Source organism: Paenibacillus sp. FSL R5-0623 (assembly GCF_037974265.1).
GTDB lineage: Bacteria > Bacillota > Bacilli > Paenibacillales > Paenibacillaceae > Paenibacillus.
In genome coordinates this window covers 3,344,265-3,367,527 of sequence record NZ_CP150233.1, presented here as the reverse complement: position 1 = coordinate 3,367,527, position 23,263 = coordinate 3,344,265, and the positions used below count along the sequence as shown (strand labels likewise).

The 23,263-nt window shown below is 47.2% G+C and carries 17 protein-coding genes; all 17 read right to left on the bottom strand.

Annotation, left to right across the window (positions count from 1 at the left end):
• Window positions 1–5: 5 nt before the first annotated feature.
• Window positions 6–902, bottom strand: a complete 897-nt coding sequence (locus MKY92_RS14765; protein ID WP_339301799.1) for a carbohydrate ABC transporter permease — start codon at window positions 900–902, stop codon at window positions 6–8.
• Window positions 903–913: 11 nt separating this feature from the next.
• Complete coding sequence (locus MKY92_RS14760; RefSeq protein ID WP_339301798.1) at window positions 914–1,798, bottom strand: ABC transporter permease subunit; 885 nt, start codon at window positions 1,796–1,798, stop codon at window positions 914–916.
• A 292-nt stretch (window positions 1,799–2,090) separates the two neighbouring features.
• On the bottom strand, window positions 2,091–4,337 hold the full coding sequence (locus MKY92_RS14755) for a helix-turn-helix domain-containing protein (protein ID WP_339301494.1): 2,247 nt from the start codon (window positions 4,335–4,337) through the stop codon (window positions 2,091–2,093).
• Between the two features lie 217 nt (window positions 4,338–4,554).
• Window positions 4,555–6,399, bottom strand: a complete 1,845-nt coding sequence (locus MKY92_RS14750; RefSeq protein ID WP_339301493.1) for a beta-L-arabinofuranosidase domain-containing protein — start codon at window positions 6,397–6,399, stop codon at window positions 4,555–4,557.
• A 60-nt stretch (window positions 6,400–6,459) separates the two neighbouring features.
• Window positions 6,460–8,100 carry an ABC transporter substrate-binding protein gene (locus MKY92_RS14745; RefSeq protein ID WP_339301491.1) on the bottom strand — a complete coding sequence of 547 codons (1,641 nt, stop codon included), beginning with the start codon at window positions 8,098–8,100 and terminating at the stop codon, window positions 6,460–6,462.
• A 38-nt stretch (window positions 8,101–8,138) separates the two neighbouring features.
• A complete protein-coding gene (locus MKY92_RS14740) occupies window positions 8,139–9,068 on the bottom strand; it encodes a carbohydrate ABC transporter permease (RefSeq protein WP_339301490.1) in 930 nt (309 codons plus the stop codon).
• A gap of 27 nt (window positions 9,069–9,095) precedes the next feature.
• Window positions 9,096–9,950, bottom strand: coding sequence for an ABC transporter permease subunit (locus tag MKY92_RS14735; RefSeq protein ID WP_339301796.1), 855 nt, complete (start codon window positions 9,948–9,950; stop codon window positions 9,096–9,098).
• Between the two features lie 276 nt (window positions 9,951–10,226).
• On the bottom strand, window positions 10,227–12,578 hold the full coding sequence (locus MKY92_RS14730; RefSeq protein ID WP_339301488.1) for a helix-turn-helix domain-containing protein: 2,352 nt from the start codon (window positions 12,576–12,578) through the stop codon (window positions 10,227–10,229).
• Window positions 12,579–12,873: 295 nt separating this feature from the next.
• Window positions 12,874–14,580, bottom strand: a complete 1,707-nt coding sequence (locus tag MKY92_RS14725) for an RICIN domain-containing protein (RefSeq protein WP_339301486.1) — start codon at window positions 14,578–14,580, stop codon at window positions 12,874–12,876.
• The gene (locus MKY92_RS14720) at window positions 14,577–14,798 is read right to left on the bottom strand and encodes a hypothetical protein (RefSeq protein ID WP_339301484.1); all 222 of its coding nucleotides are present in this window, start codon (window positions 14,796–14,798) and stop codon (window positions 14,577–14,579) included. Before MKY92_RS14720 ends, MKY92_RS14725 begins: the two co-directional genes overlap by 4 nt.
• A gap of 58 nt (window positions 14,799–14,856) precedes the next feature.
• Entirely contained in the window at window positions 14,857–15,804 is a 948-nt protein-coding gene (locus MKY92_RS14715) for a carbohydrate ABC transporter permease (protein WP_036615897.1), read from the bottom strand.
• Between the two features lie 17 nt (window positions 15,805–15,821).
• Window positions 15,822–16,667 (bottom strand): sugar ABC transporter permease, encoded by an 846-nt coding sequence (locus MKY92_RS14710; protein WP_082219083.1) that lies wholly within the window; start codon window positions 16,665–16,667, stop codon window positions 15,822–15,824.
• Between the two features lie 53 nt (window positions 16,668–16,720).
• Window positions 16,721–19,297 (bottom strand): DUF5696 domain-containing protein, encoded by a 2,577-nt coding sequence (locus tag MKY92_RS14705; RefSeq protein ID WP_339301482.1) that lies wholly within the window; start codon window positions 19,295–19,297, stop codon window positions 16,721–16,723.
• A gap of 17 nt (window positions 19,298–19,314) precedes the next feature.
• Window positions 19,315–19,950, bottom strand: a complete 636-nt coding sequence (locus MKY92_RS14700; protein ID WP_074095068.1) for a YIP1 family protein — start codon at window positions 19,948–19,950, stop codon at window positions 19,315–19,317.
• A complete protein-coding gene (locus MKY92_RS14695) occupies window positions 19,934–21,397 on the bottom strand; it encodes a hypothetical protein (protein WP_339301480.1) in 1,464 nt (487 codons plus the stop codon). Before MKY92_RS14695 ends, MKY92_RS14700 begins: the two co-directional genes overlap by 17 nt.
• A gap of 15 nt (window positions 21,398–21,412) precedes the next feature.
• Complete coding sequence (locus MKY92_RS14690) at window positions 21,413–22,288, bottom strand: carbohydrate ABC transporter permease (RefSeq protein WP_026081082.1); 876 nt, start codon at window positions 22,286–22,288, stop codon at window positions 21,413–21,415.
• Between the two features lie 2 nt (window positions 22,289–22,290).
• Window positions 22,291–23,247 carry a sugar ABC transporter permease gene (locus tag MKY92_RS14685; protein ID WP_036615906.1) on the bottom strand — a complete coding sequence of 319 codons (957 nt, stop codon included), beginning with the start codon at window positions 23,245–23,247 and terminating at the stop codon, window positions 22,291–22,293.
• Window positions 23,248–23,263 lie beyond the last annotated feature (16 nt).

The following is a 23,263-nucleotide window of genomic DNA, read 5'->3' as shown; positions in this document are numbered from 1 at the left end:
AGTCGCTACCCCTTCAGAGAGCCAATCATGACCCCTTTAACAAAATGTTTCTGTACAAAAGGATATATAACAAGCACGGGTACACTCGCGATCACAATAAGTGAATATTGCAGCAAATCCTTTAATCCCTGTTGAACAGCCTGAGCGCTGATATTAACGTACATATCCGAGTTATCTGCATTCAAGATAAGCAGGTTACGAAGGAAGATTTGTAATGGAAATTTTGTATAATCACTTAAATAAATCAGTGCATTGAAATACGTATTCCAATGCCCAACCGCATACATAAGCGCCAGTACGGCAAGAACCGGCTTTGATAACGGCAATACCACCCGCCATATAAAGGCTAAATCGCTGCATCCGTCAATCTGTGCGGCCTCGGCCAGATCATCCGGGATGGTGGATTGAAAAAATGTCCGGGCGATAATGACCTGAAACACAGCGAATGCCCCCGGAAGAATCATGGACCAGCGTGTGTCGAGCAGCCCAAGGGATTTCACAAGCAGATAGTTGGGGATCAGTCCTCCGTCAAAAAACATCGTCACAACAAGCAAAAGCATGATGATGTTGCGCCCATAGAACGACCTTCTAGCCAATGGATATGCGATCATCACCGTAAACGACACATTTAGCACTGTCCCCGCCATGGTATAGAACAGGGAATTACCAAATCCGATCCAGATGTCTTTATTTTGGAATGCGGCCTGATATCCAATCCAGCTGAATTCGACTGGCCAAAGCCACACCCTTCCGGAAGAAACTGCTGACGGAGAGCTAAAGGAAGCGCTTAAAATATGAAGCAAGGGAAACAAAATGATAAACAGAATGAACGCTAAAAACAGATAAATGATACTCATGAACAATCGATCGGTAGCAGATTCTCGTATGGCGACGCTTTTCATCATTTTCCTCCCTACCATAAGCTATTGGATGAGACCTTTTTAGATATCAGGTTCACCAGCACGAGCAGTGCAAAGTTTACAACGGAATTAAACAGGCCGATGGCAGCGGAAAAGCTGAAATCGGAGTTCAGCAATCCGACTTTATAGACATAAGTTGAGATGACTTCAGATGCATTTTGGTTCAACGGGTTCTGCATCAGATATATTTTTTCGAAGCCTACACTCATAGTTGAGCCCACACTCAAGATCAACAGAATGGACATCACGGGGACCAAGCTGGGAATATCAATGTTTATCATCCGTTGCAGTCGTGTTGCCCCGTCCACCCTGGCGGCCTCGTACAACTCGGGGTTTACACCAGACAAGGCTGCAATGTAGATGATGGCGTTGTACCCCATGAATTGCCACGCATCCGAAAATACATAGATTGTCTTGAACATGCTGGCGCTGCCCATGAAGTCAATCGGTTCCATCCCGAATAATCTGAACAGATTGCTGACAAGTCCGACATTGGGTGACAGATTGACGATCAGGATGGATACGATGATTACCGTTGAAATGAAATAGGGTGCGTAAGTGACCATTTGTACTGTTTTTTTGAAAAAGCCGTTCCGGATCTCGTTTAATGCCAGCGCAAGCAAGATGGGTAACGGGAAGTTGACGAGCAGACCATATAACGAAATTACTAGCGTATTTCGAAAATACTGCCAGAAGAATGGTGCCTGAAACAGTTGTTCAAAATACTTGAGACCTGCCCATGGACTTCCCCATATTCCCTGTACGACATTATAATCCTTAAAAGCAATCAGCACGCCAAACATCGGAACGTATTTGAACATGAGAATGTACAACATAGGCAGCAAAACTAACAGATAAAACTGCCAGTGTCTGCCCATTTTGCGGGCAATGCCGCTTGGTGACTTTTCGGATAACACAGGCTCTTGCCGAGGTGAAACGGTGAAGGATGATTTGCTGTCCATTGTCACGCTCCTTTGCATGTAATGGTGCCATCTTAAACAGACAATGCATCCTCGAACAATATACATCTTTCACAGATGCAACCTATTTCCTCAAAAGACCTGTATCAACTGAAGCGGGAGTTATAGCATGTGAACCAATCTTTTTCTCCATACAAACATTATTCGTCTTTGACCCACTGTGCATCTAACAAGGATTTATCGCTCAACATTACCTCATCTCAATTCGATTTAGCGCCCATTTACGATATTCTCCGGGTGAAGTATTTACATGTTTTTTGAACGCCCGGCCAAAAGAAATCACATTGGCGTATCCCACTTCCTCTGCAACCTCATTCACGGACAACGTCGTTTGTTCCAGTAATTGCTTTGCACGCTTGATTCGAACATCAATTAGATAATCGACAAACTTGTTGCCCGTCATTTCCTTAAACAATTTGCTGATGGATTTGGGACTAAGCTGGAATTGCTGCGCCAGATAATCGAGGGAGAGCTCAGGATTGCCATACTCCCGTTCAATGCATTTGCGAATCTCAAAAATCCGTTCCGAATGTGTTCGTTTCTCCTGAAAAATACGAATCTGCTCTGTCAGCTGCTCCAGCGGTTGACGTACATTCGCCTCAAGCTGCTGGAACGTCTCGGAAGAGGACAACGCATCCTGCAAGGAGGGTTCGACCTCTGCTGCCCACAGTTCTTGAAATTCTTTGGGAAGTCTGCTTATTTCCCGCTCTATGGAATAGATCATATACCCGACCAGACTTACAATATTATCCCGGTCCAGAATATCCTGCTCAATCTGCTGCATAATCGTATTGTATTGCTGTCCCCAGTCAGACTTCGCTGTACGCAGGGATTGTGCCATGGCATGAACCAGTTGGAAATAGTCAAACGCTCCTGCCTTTTTATCCTGATCTACGTTGGAAAACAGAATGACCTGGTTGCCACCCAAAACCATCTTGTATTTCAACGCTTGCAGCGCTTGGCGATAAGAATCAGGAATATGCGTATACGTATTGGCGATGCTTCCCACACCAACACTGATTCTGAGATTCATGTTTTGCTCAATCCACGTCCGTGTATCCTCGAACATCTGAAGCAGATGTGGGTCAACTCCCTGTTCATCCTCCAATTGCAGCATGGCTCCCAGAACATCACCCGAAATCCATCCCGCCCATATCGTATAACCGTGTTGTTCAGCCGTTTCCTGAATGACGCTCAGAATGGCGAACTTCAGTAAATATTGATCCCGAGGCAAGTAATACTGTACAAAACGAGCATAATCATCCATTTCTACGACACAGATGACCTGTTTTTGGTTTAGATCATTCAATTGAAATCCGTTTTGCTGTGAGTCCCATTGGCTTGGATTCTCAGGATATTGGCCATCCAGCAATTGCTGGAGCAGATATGTTTTCTTCAATTGTTCATCTTCACGATTTTGCTGCTGGTAAATGCGATTCTGTGCCAGAAAAAGATTCAGTGCTGATTCAATGAATGCAAACTCGTCTTTAAGCCCCTGATGATCCTGCGAGACAGGACTATCCTTAAACTGCGGAAAACTGTTGATCCTGGAGATGATCTGTTCAATAGGCTTATAGCTTTTTCGCGTAATGTAAAAAAACCAGCCAACCCCGACGATAATCATGACGATGCCTATCACAAACCAGACGTTATACAGGACATTGGTAGCGTTTACAAAAATACCGTTTAATGGTCCGCTCACATACGTCCACCCGGTTAATGCTGAGGTTTTCTGCGTAACAACAGACAGATCGTCATGCTCCGCCCCGGCCAAGTCGAGAATATCCTGCCCTGCCCCATCCAGAATTCGGGTATAGCTGATCTGCTGTTCATAGATTCCGTTGACAAGTTCGGTCATTTTGCCGGGGGACAGGTTAACAACAAGCAGCCCTTCCCCGTTAAGGAGAACGGGACTTCTGAGCACTAGACTGACAACCTGGCGATAACCTACAATGGAAAAGGGTTCAAACTTCCTGAGTTCCGTCCAGTGATTCCCCGACTTTGTTAACTGTGAGTGGATAAATGGAGCATCTGAAAAATCCTCCAACGTTGTGATGGTTGCGTCACTAATGACAACCGGATGATGCGTTCGAACAACATAGATCGAATCCACTAGCGGATGATCCTGCTTGAACTGTCTCATGAACTCGGCTATCTGAATGTGCAGGTAGTCGTTGTCCGTTTGGCTGGCATTCCAAAATAAGAAAAGCTCATTATTGTGCAGCAATTCGGAAAGCAGTTCTTGCTCCATCGTTTTCAGTGAAGAATCAACCAGATTCATGGCCTGAACAAGCAAGCTTTCATTCGCCATGATCGCTTCCTTACGACTCTGACTGCTCAGCAATTGGTAGTATAAGAAAAACATAAAGGTAACTACAATGAAAAAGACAGGAATGTAGGATAACAGCTGTCGATAATAAAAGATCTTCCTCTTCATGCACGTCTCCCCTCCAGACAATGAAATGATGTTCATATGATATCTGACCGGGAAAACAGGTTCAATCACAGAATTTTAAGAAGGATGCAATGATATTACGATTTAATTTATGTAAATAAAAAAACATTCCCAGCTCGCAAGTACTAACTGCGAACCGGGAACGTTTCGGTGTGCAAATACAGAGAGTAACTTTTCCCGCTCTGTATTCCATGCTTCTTTAGGATCTGGATGCCTCTTCATAATTATTGGTTGTCTGGTTCTCGTAAGCCGCGCTGCCGGTCTCGGCTATGGAGAACGGCTGGACAGCAGAAGCATCATTATGCAAATCCAGGTAGACAGTGTATCTTTCTTCCTCCACCCGAAACAGCGGAATGAAGTTTAATACTTCTCCTTGCTCACTTTCTGCGGTGAATACCAGTTGTTCCTGGGGAAGTCTGACGATCTTCTCATGCAGATTACCTGCCGTTATTCCCTTCACTCTTCTGTACTCACCCAGCTGTGCAAGCAGAATACTGCCATACATTACTGCGGCCATGCTGTCCGAACCTTGTAGTGGAACCAGATGTAACTTGGCATCAATTCCAATCTCAATGATATCCCAATCATGAAATTCTCGCTCCAGGACAATGTATCCGTTCTTATATTGTAAATTTGCCGTCTTGGAGTTGATTGTAACCGCTGTGACAGACTTCGCCTTCAGGTACAAGGCCAATGTCACTGGTCTGACCGTCTTGATGACCAGGCTGGAAGCAAGGTTATCGGGAAATGTGCTGCGCTGCTCAATCCGGGTATACTCGCTCCACTCAAGGGTTGACGAGATGAATGCATTCAACAGCAGTTTGTTTCCGCTTCTGAACCAGATGTTTTTCTGCAGTTCACTCATCGCCTCGATGCCGGAACCCGTACAGCACCAGAAGGAATCATAGGTGCTGCTGAAGGTTTTAGTTACACCGTTTCCCATTGGCTGGTGGTATTGTGACAGCCCTGTTTGGCTGCTCGCACTGTTCAGAATCGCGTTATATTTCAATGATTCCATATGATCCAGGTATTCAACCGCATCGGACCATGAAAGCAATCGCTCCAACATGCGTTCTGTGTTGTGAGCACAGCAGCTCTCACTCTCTCCACCTGTTAGCGCATCTTCCATTCTTCCGAAGCCGCCCCAATGTTCCGATTTTTCGGAAACCTCGCCTTGAACAGGAAATGAAGCCTTTGAACTGTTATTGCCATTGGCAAATGTTCTTCCCTTCAAACATTCGTAAAAATGTACAGCCGCCTTTCTGTACTGCTTCTCACCCGTAATCTCGTGACGGTGCATTGCCGCTATAATCATGGGAAGATGGGTGTTGGCATGCAAATCTGCAAGCACATCCTGACTGTTAACGAGGGGGCCTATAAAATAGTCTCTGTCGAACAGATGTGCAAGCTCCAGTATTTTCACATCCCCGGTAAGTTCATGGAGTGAGTAAAGCGCATCGCCCATTCCCCCGAACTCATTTGCCGGATTCAGCTTTGTACAGCGGAGAATGCCATCGATTTGCCACAAAGAGAGCCTCGCAAACCGCCCAGATATATAATGGGCCAGTTTCACTCCAAGCGTTAGCGCCTTCACATTGCCCAGATATATATGGCAGTCGATGAGTCCCTGCATTATTTTATGCAGGGTGTAGTACGGTGCCCATACCTTTCGGTTCTGTTCGATTTCCAACAGGTCAAGCTGATCTTCCCCAAATGCGCTTAGATAGCCGTCCGAACGTGCACAGGATTCCAGAATATCCACGATCTCGTTGGCTTTTGCCGTGAGTGCCCGATGCTGATTGGCAAAAGCCAACTTGGCACATGCCGATAGAAAATGTCCTGTAAAATGTCCTCTAAGGCTGCAATTTTCGGCTTCCCAGCCATTCAACGGTTCTGCGCACGATGGCATTCCGGCATTTAGCCTGAACGTGTGTACTAGCCGTTCCAAGTTGAATGACATCAAATAGGTTTGCACAAGCTGCTGGCGATGAGCAAAATCTCCATTCGTCAACCTGACTTCATTCAGGCTAAAGTTGGTAAACAAAGGGCACCTCGTTTCAACTAGATATCTGAACGCATAACCTTGTACCTTCAGATCCTTTAATTATTTGGAAACAGAAGAAGTATCATAGGAAGCCTGCATAATCTCCAGATATCGATTAATGTTCAGTCCCTCCAGGCCTTTCACATATTCATCCCAATCCTTATCCAGACTTTTGGCGCCAGTAATAAATTGCAGGGCGTTCTGATCGATGTAATCCTTGAGATTGGTCTGCATCATGCTGGCTTCATCAGCTTGGGACGGATCTACCCACAATGCCCAATGAGGGAAAATCTCTTTTGGTTCCTTGCCTTCCATTAACAATGTCGCCTCATAGAGACGTCGCTCACCACCATCATTGGCATAGATGTCTGTCCCCTGTACTTCGGAGTCCCGATATGCCTGATAATGATTGTACTGACTCAATGCAGCCCAACTGTCATTACGAGGTTCTTCTCCAGGAGGAAGCGGAATGGCTTTATATAACGGCTCAATCTGATCATTGAGCGCCACTTCTCCTTCTTGTGGTTTGCGCCAGCTTACGCCCTCTTCTCCCAGATATGATGCCATGGTTCCTTCCTGGGTATAGATATAATCCAGCAGCTTTATGGCCGCGATCTGCGTTGCCTCACTGGCTTTGTTTGTCAGTACAAAGGACGCTCCGGGATCAATTGGATAGTTGTACGTAGCATAAGCAGCATGGGGTCCCTTCAATGGAGGGATGGGATTGTAATCATTTCCGTAAGGTGAACCTTCCGCAGTCGTTACGAATAACGATGGATGCATCGCTGCTCCCGCACCAAGAAGCTGTGCATCAGCGTTATCGCCAATTTTTTTGAAGGCCCCGACGTTTTGGGTAAATGCCCCTGGATCAATCAACCCTTCATCGTACAGGGATTTAATATAGGCAAGCCCTTCTTTCCACTCCGGTTTGTTCACTACGGTCTCCACTTTCCCCTGATTGACAATGAGATAATTCCGATCGTCGTCATAGATAAAGCCGTTCATCAAGTACGGAATAATGTGCACACCGAAATTTTCAGTCGAACCGCTTAGCGGTACTTCGTCGGCTTTACCGTTCCCGTTCGGGTCTTTCGTTTTAAATGCCCGAAGCATTTCCTTAAATTCTTCTGTCGTCGTGGGTTCGGTCAGGCCCAGTTGTTCCATCCATTTGGTGTTGACCCACATCTTGTTCGGGTATGAACAGTGAAAACATTCATTCAGACCCGTCAGACCATAGATATTTCCGTCGGGAGCAGTGTTCATGGCCCGATAATAGTCATTGCTTTCAAGCACTTTTTTAATATTGGGAGCATGCTCCTCAATCAGATCATTCAGCGGCAAAATAACCCCCTGCTGACCAAACTTCAACAAGTCTGTCTGGGAGAAACGATCTACCCAAGGGATGAGTAGATACAAGTCCGGATAATCACCAGAAGCCAGGGAAATCTGTCTTTTCTCCGCTGCACCGTCGAATGGAACCGTGGTCCAGTTAAACTGAATATCAAACTTCTCTTCCATTTTCTTCGTGAATTTGTTAGTGGACAGGTTGGTATCCGAACCCTGGTGAGCAAACACATTAATGGCTGTCTTGCCTGATGGATCGCTGCCTTCCCCGTTCCCCTTATCAGAACTTGAACATCCGGCAAGTACCAACGAGGTAAACAGCATACAGGCAAGAATGATGAATCCCGCTTTTTTCAATATAATCCTCTCCTTCATGAATAATAGAAAAAATGAACTTATCCTTTGACTGAGCCAATCAACATACCTTGCACGAAATACCTTTGAACAAATGGATAAATGATTAACACCGGCAAGCTGGCCATCACAATTAACGAGTACTTCATGAGTTCAGCCATCTGCTGCTGTTTGATCATTTCCGATGCATCCATGTTCCCCGTACTGCTGTTCAGAATAAGAATACTGCGCAATATCAGCTGTAGCGGATAGAGCGACTGTGATTTCAGGTAGATGAGGGCGTCAAAGTATGCATTCCACTGACCGACAGCGTACATAAGTGACAACACGGCGATAATCGGTTTGGCGAGTGGCAGGATAATACTGAAGATAAACCGGATGTCACTGCAGCCATCGATGTCTGCTGCTTCGGACAATTCTTCCGGTATCGAATTCTGAAAAAAAGTACGGGCAATGATGACTTGCCATACCCAAACGGCATTGGGAATCAGCAACGCCCAGCGGGTATCAATCAGTCCCATGGTTTTGACCACCAGATAGGTAGGGATCAAACCGCCCGAGAACAGCATGGTGAAGGTAATAAACATCATTAACGAGCTGCGACCAACAAACGTTTTTTTGGATAATGGATAAGCAATCATAATAGTCAGTGCCACGCTGATGAAGGTGCCGCAGGCTGTATAGAAAAGGGAATTGGCATAACCAGTAAGGACTTGATCATTCCGCAATACAGACTTGTAACCGTCAAACGTCAGGTCAATGGGCCACAACCAGACTTTTCCCGAGGAGACAGCAGCAGGGCTACTGAGCGATGAACTCACAATATATATCAAGGGATACAGCACGGCAATCAGCACCACAGTCAGCATGAAGTAAACAACCGTTATAAATACGCGGTCTCCCCAGGATTCACGGATCGTACTACTGCTCTTGATCCGCGGACGACCTGCATTTGTCTGTGTGTTAGGCATGGGTTGGTTCTCCTCCTTTCGCTCCCGTTACCATAAGCTTGTATTGGACAGTCGCTTGGCAACCGCGTTTACGATTAATAGCAGAATCAGGTTAATCACCGAGTTGAACAGGCCGACCGCAGTAGCGAAGCTGTAATTGGCATTCAGCAATCCTATTTTATAGACATACGTGGAGATGATCTCCGAAGCAGACAGGTTGAGCGGATTTTGCAGCAAATATATTTTTTCGAAGCCAACAGCCATGATATTCCCTACACTCAGGATCAGAATGATGACGGCTGCCGGAAGTAGTCCAGGCAGATCAACATTGATGATTTTCTGTATTCGGTTGGCTCCGTCCACTTTGGCGGCTTCATACAGGGATGGATCAACACCTGCCAGAGCAGCCAGATATATCACAGCGGAGTACCCCATTCCCTGCCACACATCGGAGAATACGTAGATGGATCGAAACAGTCCAGGCTCACCGAGAAAATTCACTGCTTCGAAACCAAGGGCGCCTGCAATCGTGTTGACAATACCCAGCCTAGGAGACAGAAAGAGCATAATGATGGAGACCATAACAACGGTAGAGATGAAATATGGAGCATACGTCACCATTTGTACTGTTTTTTTGAATCGTATGTTTTTGATTTCGTTCAGTGCCAGCGCCAGTAATATAGGAATCGGGAAACCAACGATCAGGCTGTAAAACGAAATGTAGAGCGTGTTCTTGATCAGCGTGACAAACGCCGGATTTTTGAAAAGTAATTCGAAATACTTGGTTCCGGCCCACGGACTGCCCCAGATCCCCTTGATGACGTTGTAATCTTTAAAAGCCAGGACTGCATTCACCATGGGTACATACTTGAAAATAATAAAGTAAGCAATCGGTGGCAGGATCAGCAGATACAGCTGCCAATGTCGCCTCCAGCTTCTGGATAATGCTTGCTTCAAGGCAAACGGTTTACTTAGTTTCTCCACGGACTTTGATTCACTGGTCATTGTGGTTCTCAGAATCATCCCCCCCATTCTTGGCTCCAAATCGTGCTGAACTTCAGCTCAACTTGGTAGCGCTTACTTTTTGAGTAATCATAAGATTGCGCTGGGGATGCGTAAAGGTACAGTTACGCTGAGAAAGTACAAATAGCGAATATAGTTCCCGAGAAACAGCCTACATTAACCGCTATGAACGTCCATTTTCCGAAATACACTCGGAGAAATGCCGCGTACCCGCTTGAAAGCTCGGCGGAATGAATGTGCACTATTATACCCGGTGGCCTCCGCTATCTCGTCAATAGTCTGACCGGTAGAGTGCAACAAGTTCGAGGCAGCATCGATGCGTACCCGTTCTACATAATCGGAAAGATTCTCTCCTGTATGTTCTTTGAACAGTTGAGATATAAACTTCTCGGACTTGCTCATGTGCTCGGCAATCCGATAGATCGTCAAGTTTGCATCCCCATAATGTTGTTGGATAAAATAAATCATTTCGCTTACAGTATCCGCATGTGCTCCTGCTCTTCTTCTCTGGAAGTCACCGCAGATGTCTTCTGTTAACTGTTTGAATTTTGCCTGCAGCGAAGTAATCGTTTCTGTCATCTGAATGGATGTCACCCGAGATTTATATTCCTCCAGCAGGGAGGCATCCAGCTTGAATTTGGGTTCGTCCAGCTTCAGAAAAGTCCCCTTCAGCTCCATGATGAACTGCTGTGTCATCTCGTAGGACAGTTCCCGCTCCTCTAAATTACGAAGAAACAATTGCTCCAGAATGCGTATCGCCTCTTCAGGCTCACCGACTTTGATCGTGTTCAGCAAGCGCTGTTCAGACTCAATCGGATAATAGTACAATTCATTTTCCTTCATCGTATCTTCAAATCTCACCAGATGATCTGTTCCCATATGAATGGCATAATCCAGAGCTTGTTTGGCTTCGTCAAAGGAGCGACCCGCATCATTCCAGACCTCGTAAGCTGCACCTGTGCCAATTGTTGTGGATATCCGATGCTCCCGGTAGATCACTTCCATCAAGGTGTTCAGCTCTTTTTCACATCTCCCTATAGCTTCATTCAGTGAGTTCTCATCCAATGGACAGGCAAAAGCGATCTGGTCTGTTCCCCAATCCGTGATCAGCAGCTGCGCATTCCATTCTGTAAGTACTTGTTTGATAAGCAGCCTTGCCACACCCAGTTCATGGATAGTTTCTTCACTGTCCGGATTGGCATATCCGTTTACCTTCACTAAGCCTGCCAAGCCCTTGCTGCTATGAAGAGAAATGTGCGCCTGGGATGAGATAACCTCCAACTCAAGTGAGGTATAGACTTCTCCGGTTAACAAACGTTTGATAAAACCATCTCTCAATAACGGAATCTGCTCATTCATGGCGTTTTTAAGTGAGTCATTATTAGCAATGAGATTGTTAATATGGCTTGCCAAAAAATCATATTCATTGCCCCGTCTGCCTGGAGAATCGGTGATTTGTTCCCGAAAAGAGGCCAACAATCTGTATACGGGTGCACTATTACGATAGGCCAGAAACAGCCCGAATAACAGTCCCAAGGCAATGGTTGCCAAAGTAAAGACCAGCGTGACTTGTTTGATTTGGTCCGCTTTTGTCATGAGTGCTTTCTCCGGAATCCCTGCCATGTAATTCCATCCATTTTGACTGGACTGTATCGATATCAGCAGCCGACCATCACTTCCAGGCTGTACATTCTGCACGTTCAGCTCCGTTTCCCCAGTGTTACCTTCTCTCCGATGATTCTGTGCCATTTGCTCAGCCTCGCCCTGTTCAATGCCAAGGGAGAAAATGATCTGCCCTTCCGCATCGGTGACGAGAGTCCAGCCGCCATATTGATCCACAATATGTTGAGTAAGGCTGGCCATCTGATCCTGATCAATCATGACACCAATCGTCGCTTGCGGTTTGTTGAAGCTGTTCAAAGGCAGAGATTGCAGAAACGTAATGGCGGGAACGTCTGCAAGCACAGTGCCCAGTATTTCACGTTTATAGTTTCGAAGCGGTATGATTTCATTAAAGTGTGGTTGTTTGAGAATTTGGTCATGCCATTGTTCAAACGACATACCGTCCAGTTGATTGGCAGCATAATAATGCTCTGGACGATAATACACAGTTCTTGGTGTGATGATGGCATTGTAGTTCGGAATGTGAATGAAGAAATGAGACAAGTAATCATTGGTACTGCTGTACATGGAGAGGCTCCGCTGCATGCGGTTCATACCGTAGACATTGTGGAGATCATGCGGCTTTGGGCCAGCAATTAAATTTTGCAAATCGGGATTGACGGCAAGTTGTCTGGTAAAAGCTTCGACTTGAAGAAGATTTCGCTCAATGATCTCTTTGCCAAGACTCAGCGACTTCAAACTGTTCTCAATGGAGCTGGAACGGGCTGCTTCAATGGAAGCTCGGTAAGAAGCATATCCCGCAATTTGAGGAATCATTAGAATGACAAGATACGAAATGAGGAATCGGCGGAACACGGGTGAAAATTTGGACCATAGGAGCTGCATATGTACCCTCCCTTTTTTTATCAAGCGCTTACATTTCTCTGTGATAAGGTAGCTGTTCAATGATACACCGGGCATTTCTTCCTGGTGAAGGTACAACTTCTTCCTTATGGTACATTTACATACTGCAGCGTACAATGCTTGCATGAAAATAATTGTCACTCTGCGGGTTGACGCACAAATATAGTTGTATTTTACCTTCGCATGGTCTCATTCCCAAAGTATTAAAAATAAACGCAAAAAACCTCCCCAAGACATGGAATGACTTGGGGAGGTTTTTTGTTTAACATTGTCCTTATTAATTGCTCACGGCAACAAATTTCCATTGTTGGTTTGTAGCACCTGTGTAGGTGTTCTGCTGTAGCTTGGCTCCATCCGAAGTGGAAGCGTTTGCCACTTCAATCGCTTTATTGCTGTTCACGTTAATGATACTCCAGTACCCGTTACCAAGATCGTTGACCTTAAAATGCTGAGCAGTTGTGTTCAGATTGCTCATGAGTTGAACCGCTTCCCCATTGGTGAGGGTCCCGTTGCGAATATCGATGACTTTGTCCGGTGAGTTCACACTTGTCAGTGTATAGTTGCCGCTGCCGATCGAGGTCAGAACCCACTTCTGAGGGTTACCGCCCAGATCGCTCCACTGCTGGAGCTGAAGATTATTTTCATTTTGACCACCAGGAACATCAACAACTTTGTTGGAATGCCGGGCTACGATTTTATAAGTTGCACCGGATACAAGACCCGTTGTCGGTCCGCCGCCTTGTCCACTGCCCGGGTAAGTCTGAGCACGTTCATGGTACCAGTTGAACAGGAATCGTCCCATGGCACTCCGTGAAGCATCTCCATCCCATTTCAGTCCAGCCGTTGGGTCGGCAAAGGAGCTTCGTGGTCCTTCACTTAGAATGAATCCGTTCATATGAGCTGCAATGCTGACATTGCCTGCTGCGTTGAAAATCGTTTTGGTATTGGTGCCAAACCCTTCATTGCTACCATTAAACAAGTTCCAATAGGCCGAATCGCCAGGTTTGTTTTTGAACCAGGTTACCTCGGTAATATTAATCGGATATTTGTCAGCAGCTGCCTTCACGTTGGTATTCCACTGGTCTTGCAGGATAGAGAAGTTGTCATATGCGCCATAACCAGGGTACCAGTGAACCGCATATCCATAGTTATTGAGCGGATCAGTCAATGGATGGCTTGCCGTCAAGCTGTAAAATTGGTTGTATCCCAGACCTGCCGCCCAGATGACGTTGTCCGCACCTTTGCTACGAATTGTTGAAATCATGGAATTTTGGAAATTACGCAAGTCATTCCAGTGATCCACAAAGTCATTTTCCCCGTTGTATCCACCCCAATGTCCATTGGCATAGGATTTCACCGGTTCGTTGATCAGTTCGAAGTGAACGTTGTCTGCACTTTTGATCTCCGGGCGTGAAGCGAGATAACCCCAGATTTCGTTGAATTTTTGCAGGTTGGCAGGTGTTGTTGCCTGATCATCCTTCAGTGTGAAGTCCAGTCCCAGGACAACATAGACACCTTTTGTTTTGGCATATTGAATGTACGGAATAATTACATTTTGCGTAACGGTCTGCACACCGGCAAAGTTATATGTACCAGCAGCCACATCTCCCATGTCCTGACGATCAATGAACAGACGCACCTGATTCATATTCCAGCCATGATTGCTTCCGTACTTCGCGCTGGTGTCAGCAAAAGTATCGGTAATGTCTTTCAGATAAGCCAGTGTAGCTGCATGACGGTTATTGCCGTGCAGATTGAGATAATAATTGCTGTCCTGATAAGTCCAGTAGGCACCTGAGGGTTGATGCCAACCGTTCAGTAGCACAGGTTGGTTGTTGCTGTTCACCAGGTTTTTGCCGTTTACGTGCAGCTTGCCCATCGGCATGCCCACCCATGCTTCGGCACGGCTGCCTCCCCATGGAGCAATTGTGATCAATAAAGCCAGAATGAGTACAAGTTTACAAGATGTCATGAACTTCTTCACTTTAATTCCTCCTGATCTGATATATTGCCTTGCAATAATGCGAGGTAAGTTCCGTCAGAGTATCTCTGATCAAACAGATCGCTCAGGGTCGGCGCCCGCTCCCGCAACCCGTTCCACATCAGCAGGGGGATCCTGCGCAGGGAAGGATCGCGGTTCTGCTGTGAGCAGACGTTCATGAGATCGTTACATGCCCCCTTTTCACAGATGGAATGTTGCATGAAGTTCCTCCTCCCTCTTCCAGTCTGATCCCACTCCAAACGTACAGAAGAACTTAACTTAACCGACGATTCCCGTACGCTCTACACTCTCTACGAAATATCGTTGCACAAACAAATAGATGATGATCAAAGGCAGAATGGCAAGAAGAATTCCTGTATCCTGGATCATGCTCAAATAGAACGGATCGGCCTGGGAAGCTGCACCGTCAGTAACCTGCTGAGCCAGATTATACGGAAGGGACGATAACTGAGTCGACATGACTTTACTTGAAGTCAGATAAGTCGTCGTATAAAAGCTGTCGTTCCACTGCCATACGAAGGAAAACAGCATGACTGTTACCATGGACGGAATGGCATTGGGCAGCATGATTCTTGAAAATGTTCGTCCGATGCCCGCGCCGTCCACATAGGCCGCCTCCTCCACTTCCTTCGGAATACCTCTGAAGAATTGCCGGAAGATAAAGATGTACAAACCGGCCTTAAGTGAATTGGCCGTAATCGCCGTCAGAATAAACGGCCAATAGGTATTAAGCAAATTAACAGGTTTGCCGGCTATAAGCGTCATAAGCCCCATGAGATCAAAGCTTTTCAGATTCAGGTATACCGGAATGAGAATGGTCGTTGGCGGTACAAGAATCGTCAGAATTACACCAGCAAACAGCCAGTTGCTTCCCCTGAATTTCAGTCTGGCGAATCCGTATCCTGCAAGTGCACAGGATGCTGTAGTCAGCAGTGTAGTCGTTGCAGACAGGGCAAACGTATTAAACAGCGTTGCCCAGTAATCCATTACGCGTATCGCCTCTTTGAAATTGTCGATGGAGAAGTTCTGTGGAATCCACACCACCACTGCCGAATACAGATCACCTTTAGCTTTGATGGATGTGGAAACCTTCTGAAATATGGGAAACAGGATAACGAAGGAAAGCCCGGTAATCAGAACGAATCGGATCATGGCCCACAGCCAGCCTTTCCAATGCTCCAGCGATAATAATCGTGATGTTGTCACGTGGGACACCCTCCTTTCTAATCTTGATAGAAGACTCGCTTCGAGAAAATGATGTTTACGATAACCAGAATGATGGCAATGGCCAGAAAGTAGACCCATGCCATGGCAGAACTTAATCCAAAGTCAAATTTGACGAAGCCGGTATCCCGGATCAGTTCCGTCATGGCGTTATTGGCAAACGAATCAATGATTGTATAGATCGCATTGACAAAAATAAGCGGGCTGACCATTGGGAACGTAATTTTCCAAAAGGCTTCATAACCCGTTGCCCCTTCCATCTTCGAAGCCTCATACAGTTGAGGGGAAATCGTCTGGATCCCTGCCAAAAAGATCAAAATCTGTACACCGGATTGACTGACGATCTGATAGATCCGATCTACGGCGCTGCTCAGATACGTAACGATCCAATCGCTCACTCCGGCGTTAACCATCAGATTTTCGAGTTCAAATGTCCCGAGTGAGCTTCCACCTGTGCTACTCTGATTAACCGCTTCAATCAGGCTGGTGCTCTCCAGTGTCATAATCACTCCCGATGCCAGAATAACGGGCAGGAAAAAGATCGACCGCGCTACAGCCCGGCCCCTGAACTTCTGATTCAGGATGACGGCAAGGAACAGACTGAATATAACGATAAGCGGTACGTTGATGAGCACGTCTGTGATCGCCTCAATTAACGCACGGTTAAAGCTTGTATTGACGGTCAGCGCCTGAATATAATTGGCAACACCGTTGAACTGAATTGCTATGCCTTCCGCGTTAGCCTGAATTGTACTCATGCTGTATCGCAGAGAGGCTAACAGCGGAATGAAGAAAAACAACACAAAACCAATGAGCCAGGGAAGCACGTAGATTACGCCCCACATGGCTTTCTGCTGAGCATACGTACGACTTCCCCATTTCCATTTCAGGAGCGTCTTCAGAGCTGCTCACCACCAGTCACATAGCTTTGGGCTTCCACTGTATCGTTGTCAACTTCTACAGGGAAGTCGTTATAATTGACGATTACGAACCCGCCACCTTCATATGTTGTCCGGAAGACGCCCTCCTCCAGGGATTCATGAGATATCATGGAACGTCCGGCAAACGGCTGGTTCACCTGGTTCACCTCGCTGTAGATCTCGGCGGCCAGATCGATCCATTGTTCATAATTCGCCGCGTAGAGATCATCATAATCCGTTTCTTTCACAACATGGTTTGGCGCATTGAACCATGCAAAGTAAGGACTGGCTCCATATTCAATCAGCTTCAGCACATATTGCCTTGCATTGGTATATGTGGAGAGATTGTATGGCGTCCCCGTATAACCGATGCTGCCGTGTACAACGAGCTGATAGAACGGAATCTCTTCATCCTCCAGCTTGAAACGGCTGCTGGTCATCGGTGCATCTGTCAGATCAGTTACATACGGCAGGGCATAAGCGTTCCCGCCTTCAGCAACAAGCGAGCCAGACTGCTGCCCGATCTGTTCAAGTGCCTTCTTTACGGAGCCAAGCGCTTGTGTTCGGTCCACCAGCTTTTTCGGATTCATATCGCTGTTTAACTGAGCTGCCAGATCATTCAGGCTTAGTGACAGTCCATCCTTTTGAAGGGACCTCAGCTCATCTAACATGTCTGCCGTCACGTCCTCCAGCATGTTGGGCGAAAGCACATAGGATGGTGAACGATCCCGGTCCCGCCGCTGGATGGCCTGGTTCATCGGATACAAGACCGCCGGTTCCTGAGTTAATGTGCGTGAAGCTTCTTTGGACGGTTTAAACCCTTTTTTGGATTGCACATTCAGCAGAGCGATATCGGGATAGAAGCCGATGCCCGCTTCTTGTGTGTATGTGCTGAAATCCCGCAATCCCTTTTTCCCGCCTACCGCGCCATCTACTTGGATGGAATCCGGCAGTCGATGATGAAGTCCGCCGTTAAGCCATCCCGCATAGCGCACCTGAATATTGGATACCTTCTTCTCCGTTAAGGCGGAGAGAATGTTTTTGGCTTCATCAAATGTGGTCAAAGCCTCCGTTGAATCATACGGTATGCCCAGCATATGCTGCCTTGTTGTCATGCCACCGAACAGTTGCAGATAAAAGGGAACGTTACTCTGCTCCTTGCTGGCGTTTAACTCGGGAAGTCCGCCGTTTTGCATCAGATAATCCCGATAGAGAGTTGCAAGCCCTGAGTACGAGGCTTTATCCGCCCCCACAAAAGCATATCGAACGACGAAGTCGGACACAGTCGGTTTCTTCTGGAATTTCGGAAGTGTACGAACCATATCACTTGCCTGAAGCGTCACATCGCTCTTGTTCACTACATAGAAGCTTGGATATACGTTGTTGTAACTGTTCAGTTTGCCGCTGATATCGGCATTCACAACTGCAACGGCATCCCCTTCTTCAATAATGCCCAGGAAAGCCCCCTCTTTCCGAATCAGTCCAAATACCGGCAACCTGGCTCTGGCTTCATTCGAACTTGCTTCCCGCAGTTTCATGGTCATATCCGGTCCGTATATATCTTGTTGGTAGGCAGGATACTGCAGCTTGCCATTGTTAAAATGGATCAGCGCTCCCGAACCGTCCGGCACCAGTATGGAGCCCTCTTCTTTTGTACCCCCAGCCCCGAAATAATCCATTACAGATATGTTGTTGATCGGATATTCCTCCGGAAAATGAATGCCTGAGGACGGAACACGTACAAGCAGATCCTCTCCATCCAACTCATATTCCATCGTAAGCATAAACAGCCGTGGTCCACTTCGTTCCTCTTCAATGCCAAACTCGGCATGATCCTGAGCCAGATCCTCCGATGTGTAACCGGCTGTGTCAAAAGCCTTCAAGGCCCGGGACAATTGCAATCCTTGCATCGCCTTATCAATCCGGACGTAAGCGCCTTCATCCTTGTCTTCCGCATAGCCGACCTTCAAGGCCCGTTGCCCGGCCTTGTCTAGCTGTGCAAGCAGCTTTTGTTCAAATCGCTCCTTGCTGATCTTCATCGGCAAGTCTTCTATGGATCGCTCAGTGCTTCCAAACTGGTAGTGGACCCGCACGCCGCTTGGCAGCACCTCGTAGCTTATCTGCTTGTGTGCAACACTATCCGTGAAGGAATTCACGGTGCTACTCTGTCCGAGGCTGTTGAAGAAGCTGAGCTTCGTTTGTGATGACAAAAGGTCTTTGTTTATCCCAGCTGCAACCCCATCCTGCTCACGATCTGCAGGATTGCTGCGCCAGATCTGGCCGCTCTGCGTGTGAATCACTGCAATCTCGGCAGTCTCTTCGTTGATGAACAACTGCAGCGCAGCATTCTGCGCAATGCCTACCATGCCGGGAAGGCGAACATCGCTGAACGATGATTTCAGTTTCTCTCCGGGAGGCAGGGAGGGAAAGTCCGTCGGATCTGCGGCCGTCACTGTCTCGTGAGCGAGCGGTGTTGGCGAGAATTGACAACCGCCAAGAAGCAGACTGCCCGCGAGCAGCATTCCTGTTATTTTTTTGGCTACGGTATAATTCATAACAATTTCCTCCTCCCTTAGCCCCGAAGCACTAATTCCTGATAGATGGTTACGACAAACGATACAATCTGCTGTACAAGACTGAAGAATAACAGGCACAGAAATGCCATAAACGCCATCGCCACAAGTGTCAGCAGCATCGTGAGCACCGTTTTGGCTGGTGTGTACTGATGAACCGTCATATTCCCCACAAATAACAGATATACCGTCCATACAACGGCGAGTGCATTGGAGAAATAATAAAAGGCAGTTTCCTGCGCAGAGATCACAAGACTCAGCCAGATCCATGGAAAATGAATGAGTAACAACGGTACCAGTGCAAAACACGTTGACATGAATATTTCGGAGAACTTGCCTTCCCCGTCCATCAATGTGGTTAACGACCAGTTAGCCACACACCAAAACAGTACCGGTATAATGACATATAACATTTCGAGCAGACTGTTCAGGTACTTTGGATTACTGAGATTAATAAGAAAACCGCTGTACTGGGCATGCAAAATTTTGGTGATGACCAGAAGCACCAGGATCATGAAAGCAATCAGCAGTGAGTTTCTCTGGTTCCGTTCATATTTCAATTCCCAGTATCCGTCAAACGGATGGAAAATCAGATGCAGCGGGTACTGGTATAGTTGCTTACTTGATGCCTGCATTCGTAGTCCTCCTTTTCTGCCTGCGAACGATGATGACGGTGACAATCGCAGCGACAGCCAGGAATATACCGGACATCATCCATGAAAAATGCTCACGCATCAGCTCTTTGCGGTACAAAAGAAAAGCTTTGGAATACCCTTTGGGCTCCATGCTGCGCTTGAAATATTTCGCAGACTCGGCGTATTCCTTCTGACGAAGCAATGCTTTGCCAATTCCCGCATACGCATATTCCAAGTTAGCGTTCATCTCGGCAGCTTGGGCAAACAGCACCGAAGATTGATCTTCATCACCGTTATAGTAGCTGCGCACCGCTTCGTGGAGTGTACGTCCGTATTCAGTTGTTTGAAAGACGGTGATTTCACCCAGCGCTTTATCCAGAACTAACATCCGGTCTCCCGCACGTTCCAGGGCAACAGGTGTATTAAATTGGCCCAGCCGGTTCCCGATGCCCCCATAAATATGGAGCAGATATCCGTCTCCATTGTAGGTAAAGATTCGGCCCTTGCTGGAATCCAGTACGGAATACATGTCACTGTCACCCACATCCACATCAATCAGGCGGGATGGCCCTGCTTCCTGGGTATACAGCAAATCCCCCTGCGGAGTCTGATAGCCTTCTCTGCGCAAAATGTCTGTACCCTGGGCATTCAGCTTCTTGACCGGATCTTTGCCGCGATCCCCGCTAGTGGCGTAGATGAAGCCCTCTTCATCCATATCCAGATTGGTAAATTCCGTTGGAGTGAACATCACCATCTGGCTCCGCTGCTCCCGTGTTGCAAACCGTTTCCACAGATACTCCACCGGGTCCACCTGAACTCTGTTCGCTCCAATGAAGGAAGAGAATGTACCGTCGGCGCTGAACTCCATGAATCCATCAAATACGCCTTCGGCCATGACGTAGATACGCTCCCCTTTGTCCATAACAACGCGCATCGGTTTAAACTGGAAGTCTGCTTTTAGCAGATCCGATTTTGGTTCAGACACGATCTTGACCAGCTTCCCTTGTTCATCCAGATGCACCACCCGGTGATTATCCGAATCAGCGACTAGCAGATGGCCTTTTTCCGTGACGTACAGTCCTTGTGGATTTTTAAAATGATCTTCCTTGCCTTCCTGCTCAAATGAATCAATCATCCGTACCAGCTTGAAGTTGCGATCCATCTCAATGATGCGGCCATTGCCCGAGTCGAGCACAAAGACGTGCTGATTGGCTGTAACATGCATGTCACTTGGCTCTTTCATAGGAGTTATGTTCAGCTTCTTGCCGGTGATAATGGTTGTTGCCTCATATGCCGCCGGTGATGGAACTGCGTCACCCCAGAAGGAATAATGATACGCATCCGTTTTACCGTCTGCACTCACGTAGGGCGCCTCTTGAACGAACAACAGGAGGCAGATCATGCCCATGATGATCGATTTACGTTTTTTCCATGTGCTTCTCCGCACCTCGCTGCCTCCTTTCTACTCTTTCATGCCCGAAGTGGCCATCGTCTGCATAACACTGCTCTGAGAGATGATAAACAGAGTGATCGGTACGATCATCAGCAGCAAGGCAACAGCCGCACCTACACCGGCTCTTGCAATCCCTCCCTGCACAATCTGACTGAGCGCATAATGCAGCGTTTTGAGATTTTCACTGTAAATGAAGCTCCCGCCATCCGTTCCCCATAACGCTGGAAACTGCAGGATCATGAGCGTGAGCCACGCCGGCTTCACATTGGGCATCACGATGCTCCAGAATATCCGGTATTCATTGGCTCCATCGATTTTGGCTGCCTCCAGCAAAGCATCGGGAATCTGCTCCATGAACTGTTTCATCAGGAAAAGTCCCAACGAGAACGCAAGTGATGGCACAATAATGGACGCATGAGTGTTAATCCAGCCAAGCCAGGACATGACCATGTAGTTCGGAATCGCCGTAACATGCGGCGAGAACATCAGGGACAGAATGACAATGGTGAACAACACTTTGGAACCCGGAAAACGATATTTCGCCAGCGGATAAGCCGCTGCAGATGCAAGCAGGATATGCCCGGCTGTGCCAAGTATCGTAATGAGCAATGTGTTGGCAATATAGCGGGATAACGGCACCCACGAATTGCCCATGAGGTTGATCAGATCGGCAAAATTCTCCGTTGTCGGATTGTTCACCCAGAAGCGCGGCGGGAAAATAAACAGCTCATCCAGCGGCTTGAATGCATTGTTGACAGCATAAATGAGCGGAAGCACCATAAAGGAGCCAAACACGCCCAGCAATGCAAATAACATCAGGCTGACGGTAAATGACCGATTAAGCCTTTTTGGCATGCCAAACACGGCACGTACTTTGCTGGTCATCGTCATTCACCTATCTTTCTAAGCATTTTTTGCGTGAAAACGTTTGTACCGAGCATCAGGGCAAACAGGACCGTTGCAATGGCCGAGGCATACCCCATCTCGAAACGAATGGTTCCGAAGTCCATCAGATGCGTGACAACTGTGTGTGCCGCATAGTTTACGCTCGGGAAACCTGCCAGTGCGATGGAGATCTCAGCTACGGCGAAGGAAGCGGTAATCTGCATTACCGCACCAAACATCAGCTGCGGTCTCATCGAAGGCAAGGTGATGTACCAGAGCTCCTGCCAGCGGTTTTTGATCCCGTCTACGGTTCCTGCTTCAACCAGAGAACGATCAATGGTTTGCAGTCCTGCAATAAAGGCCAGGAAGCTGGTTCCCAGGCTCAGCCACAGCTGTACAATAATGACGATTGCCAGTACATACTTCTCGTCTGCGAGCCATTGGATCGGTTCCAGTACGACGCCAAGGCGCATCAAGAAGCCGTTCATATACCCGTAGCTGTCACCCGAGAAGATGATCAGCCAGATGAAAAAGACGTTGCCCGATATGGAAGGGGCATAGAAAACCAGCGTCATGACCGCCCGAATTTTAGGAGACAGCTCATTGATGATCCACGCAAACAAAAAGCAGGCAATATAACTGAGAGGACCTGTAATTACGGCAAAAAGCAGCGTGTTTTTGAGCGCGATCAGAAATACGTCATCGTTCAGGAAAAGCCGGGAATAGTTCTGCCAGCCGACAAATCGCGGCAGCTCCAGCATATTGAAATGAAAAAAGCTGAGCCCGAGTGAAATGCCGACCGGAATGACAGTAAACATGAAAAAAATCAGCATAAACGGTGCCATCAATACATAATAATGCCTGCTAAGATACAGATCCCGCTTCAATAGGGACCACCAGCCGACCTGGCGGGTATGGACGGCAGGAGCGGCGGCTGTCTTGGTAGTTTTAGCTTGCAACCGTTACCCTCCCTTT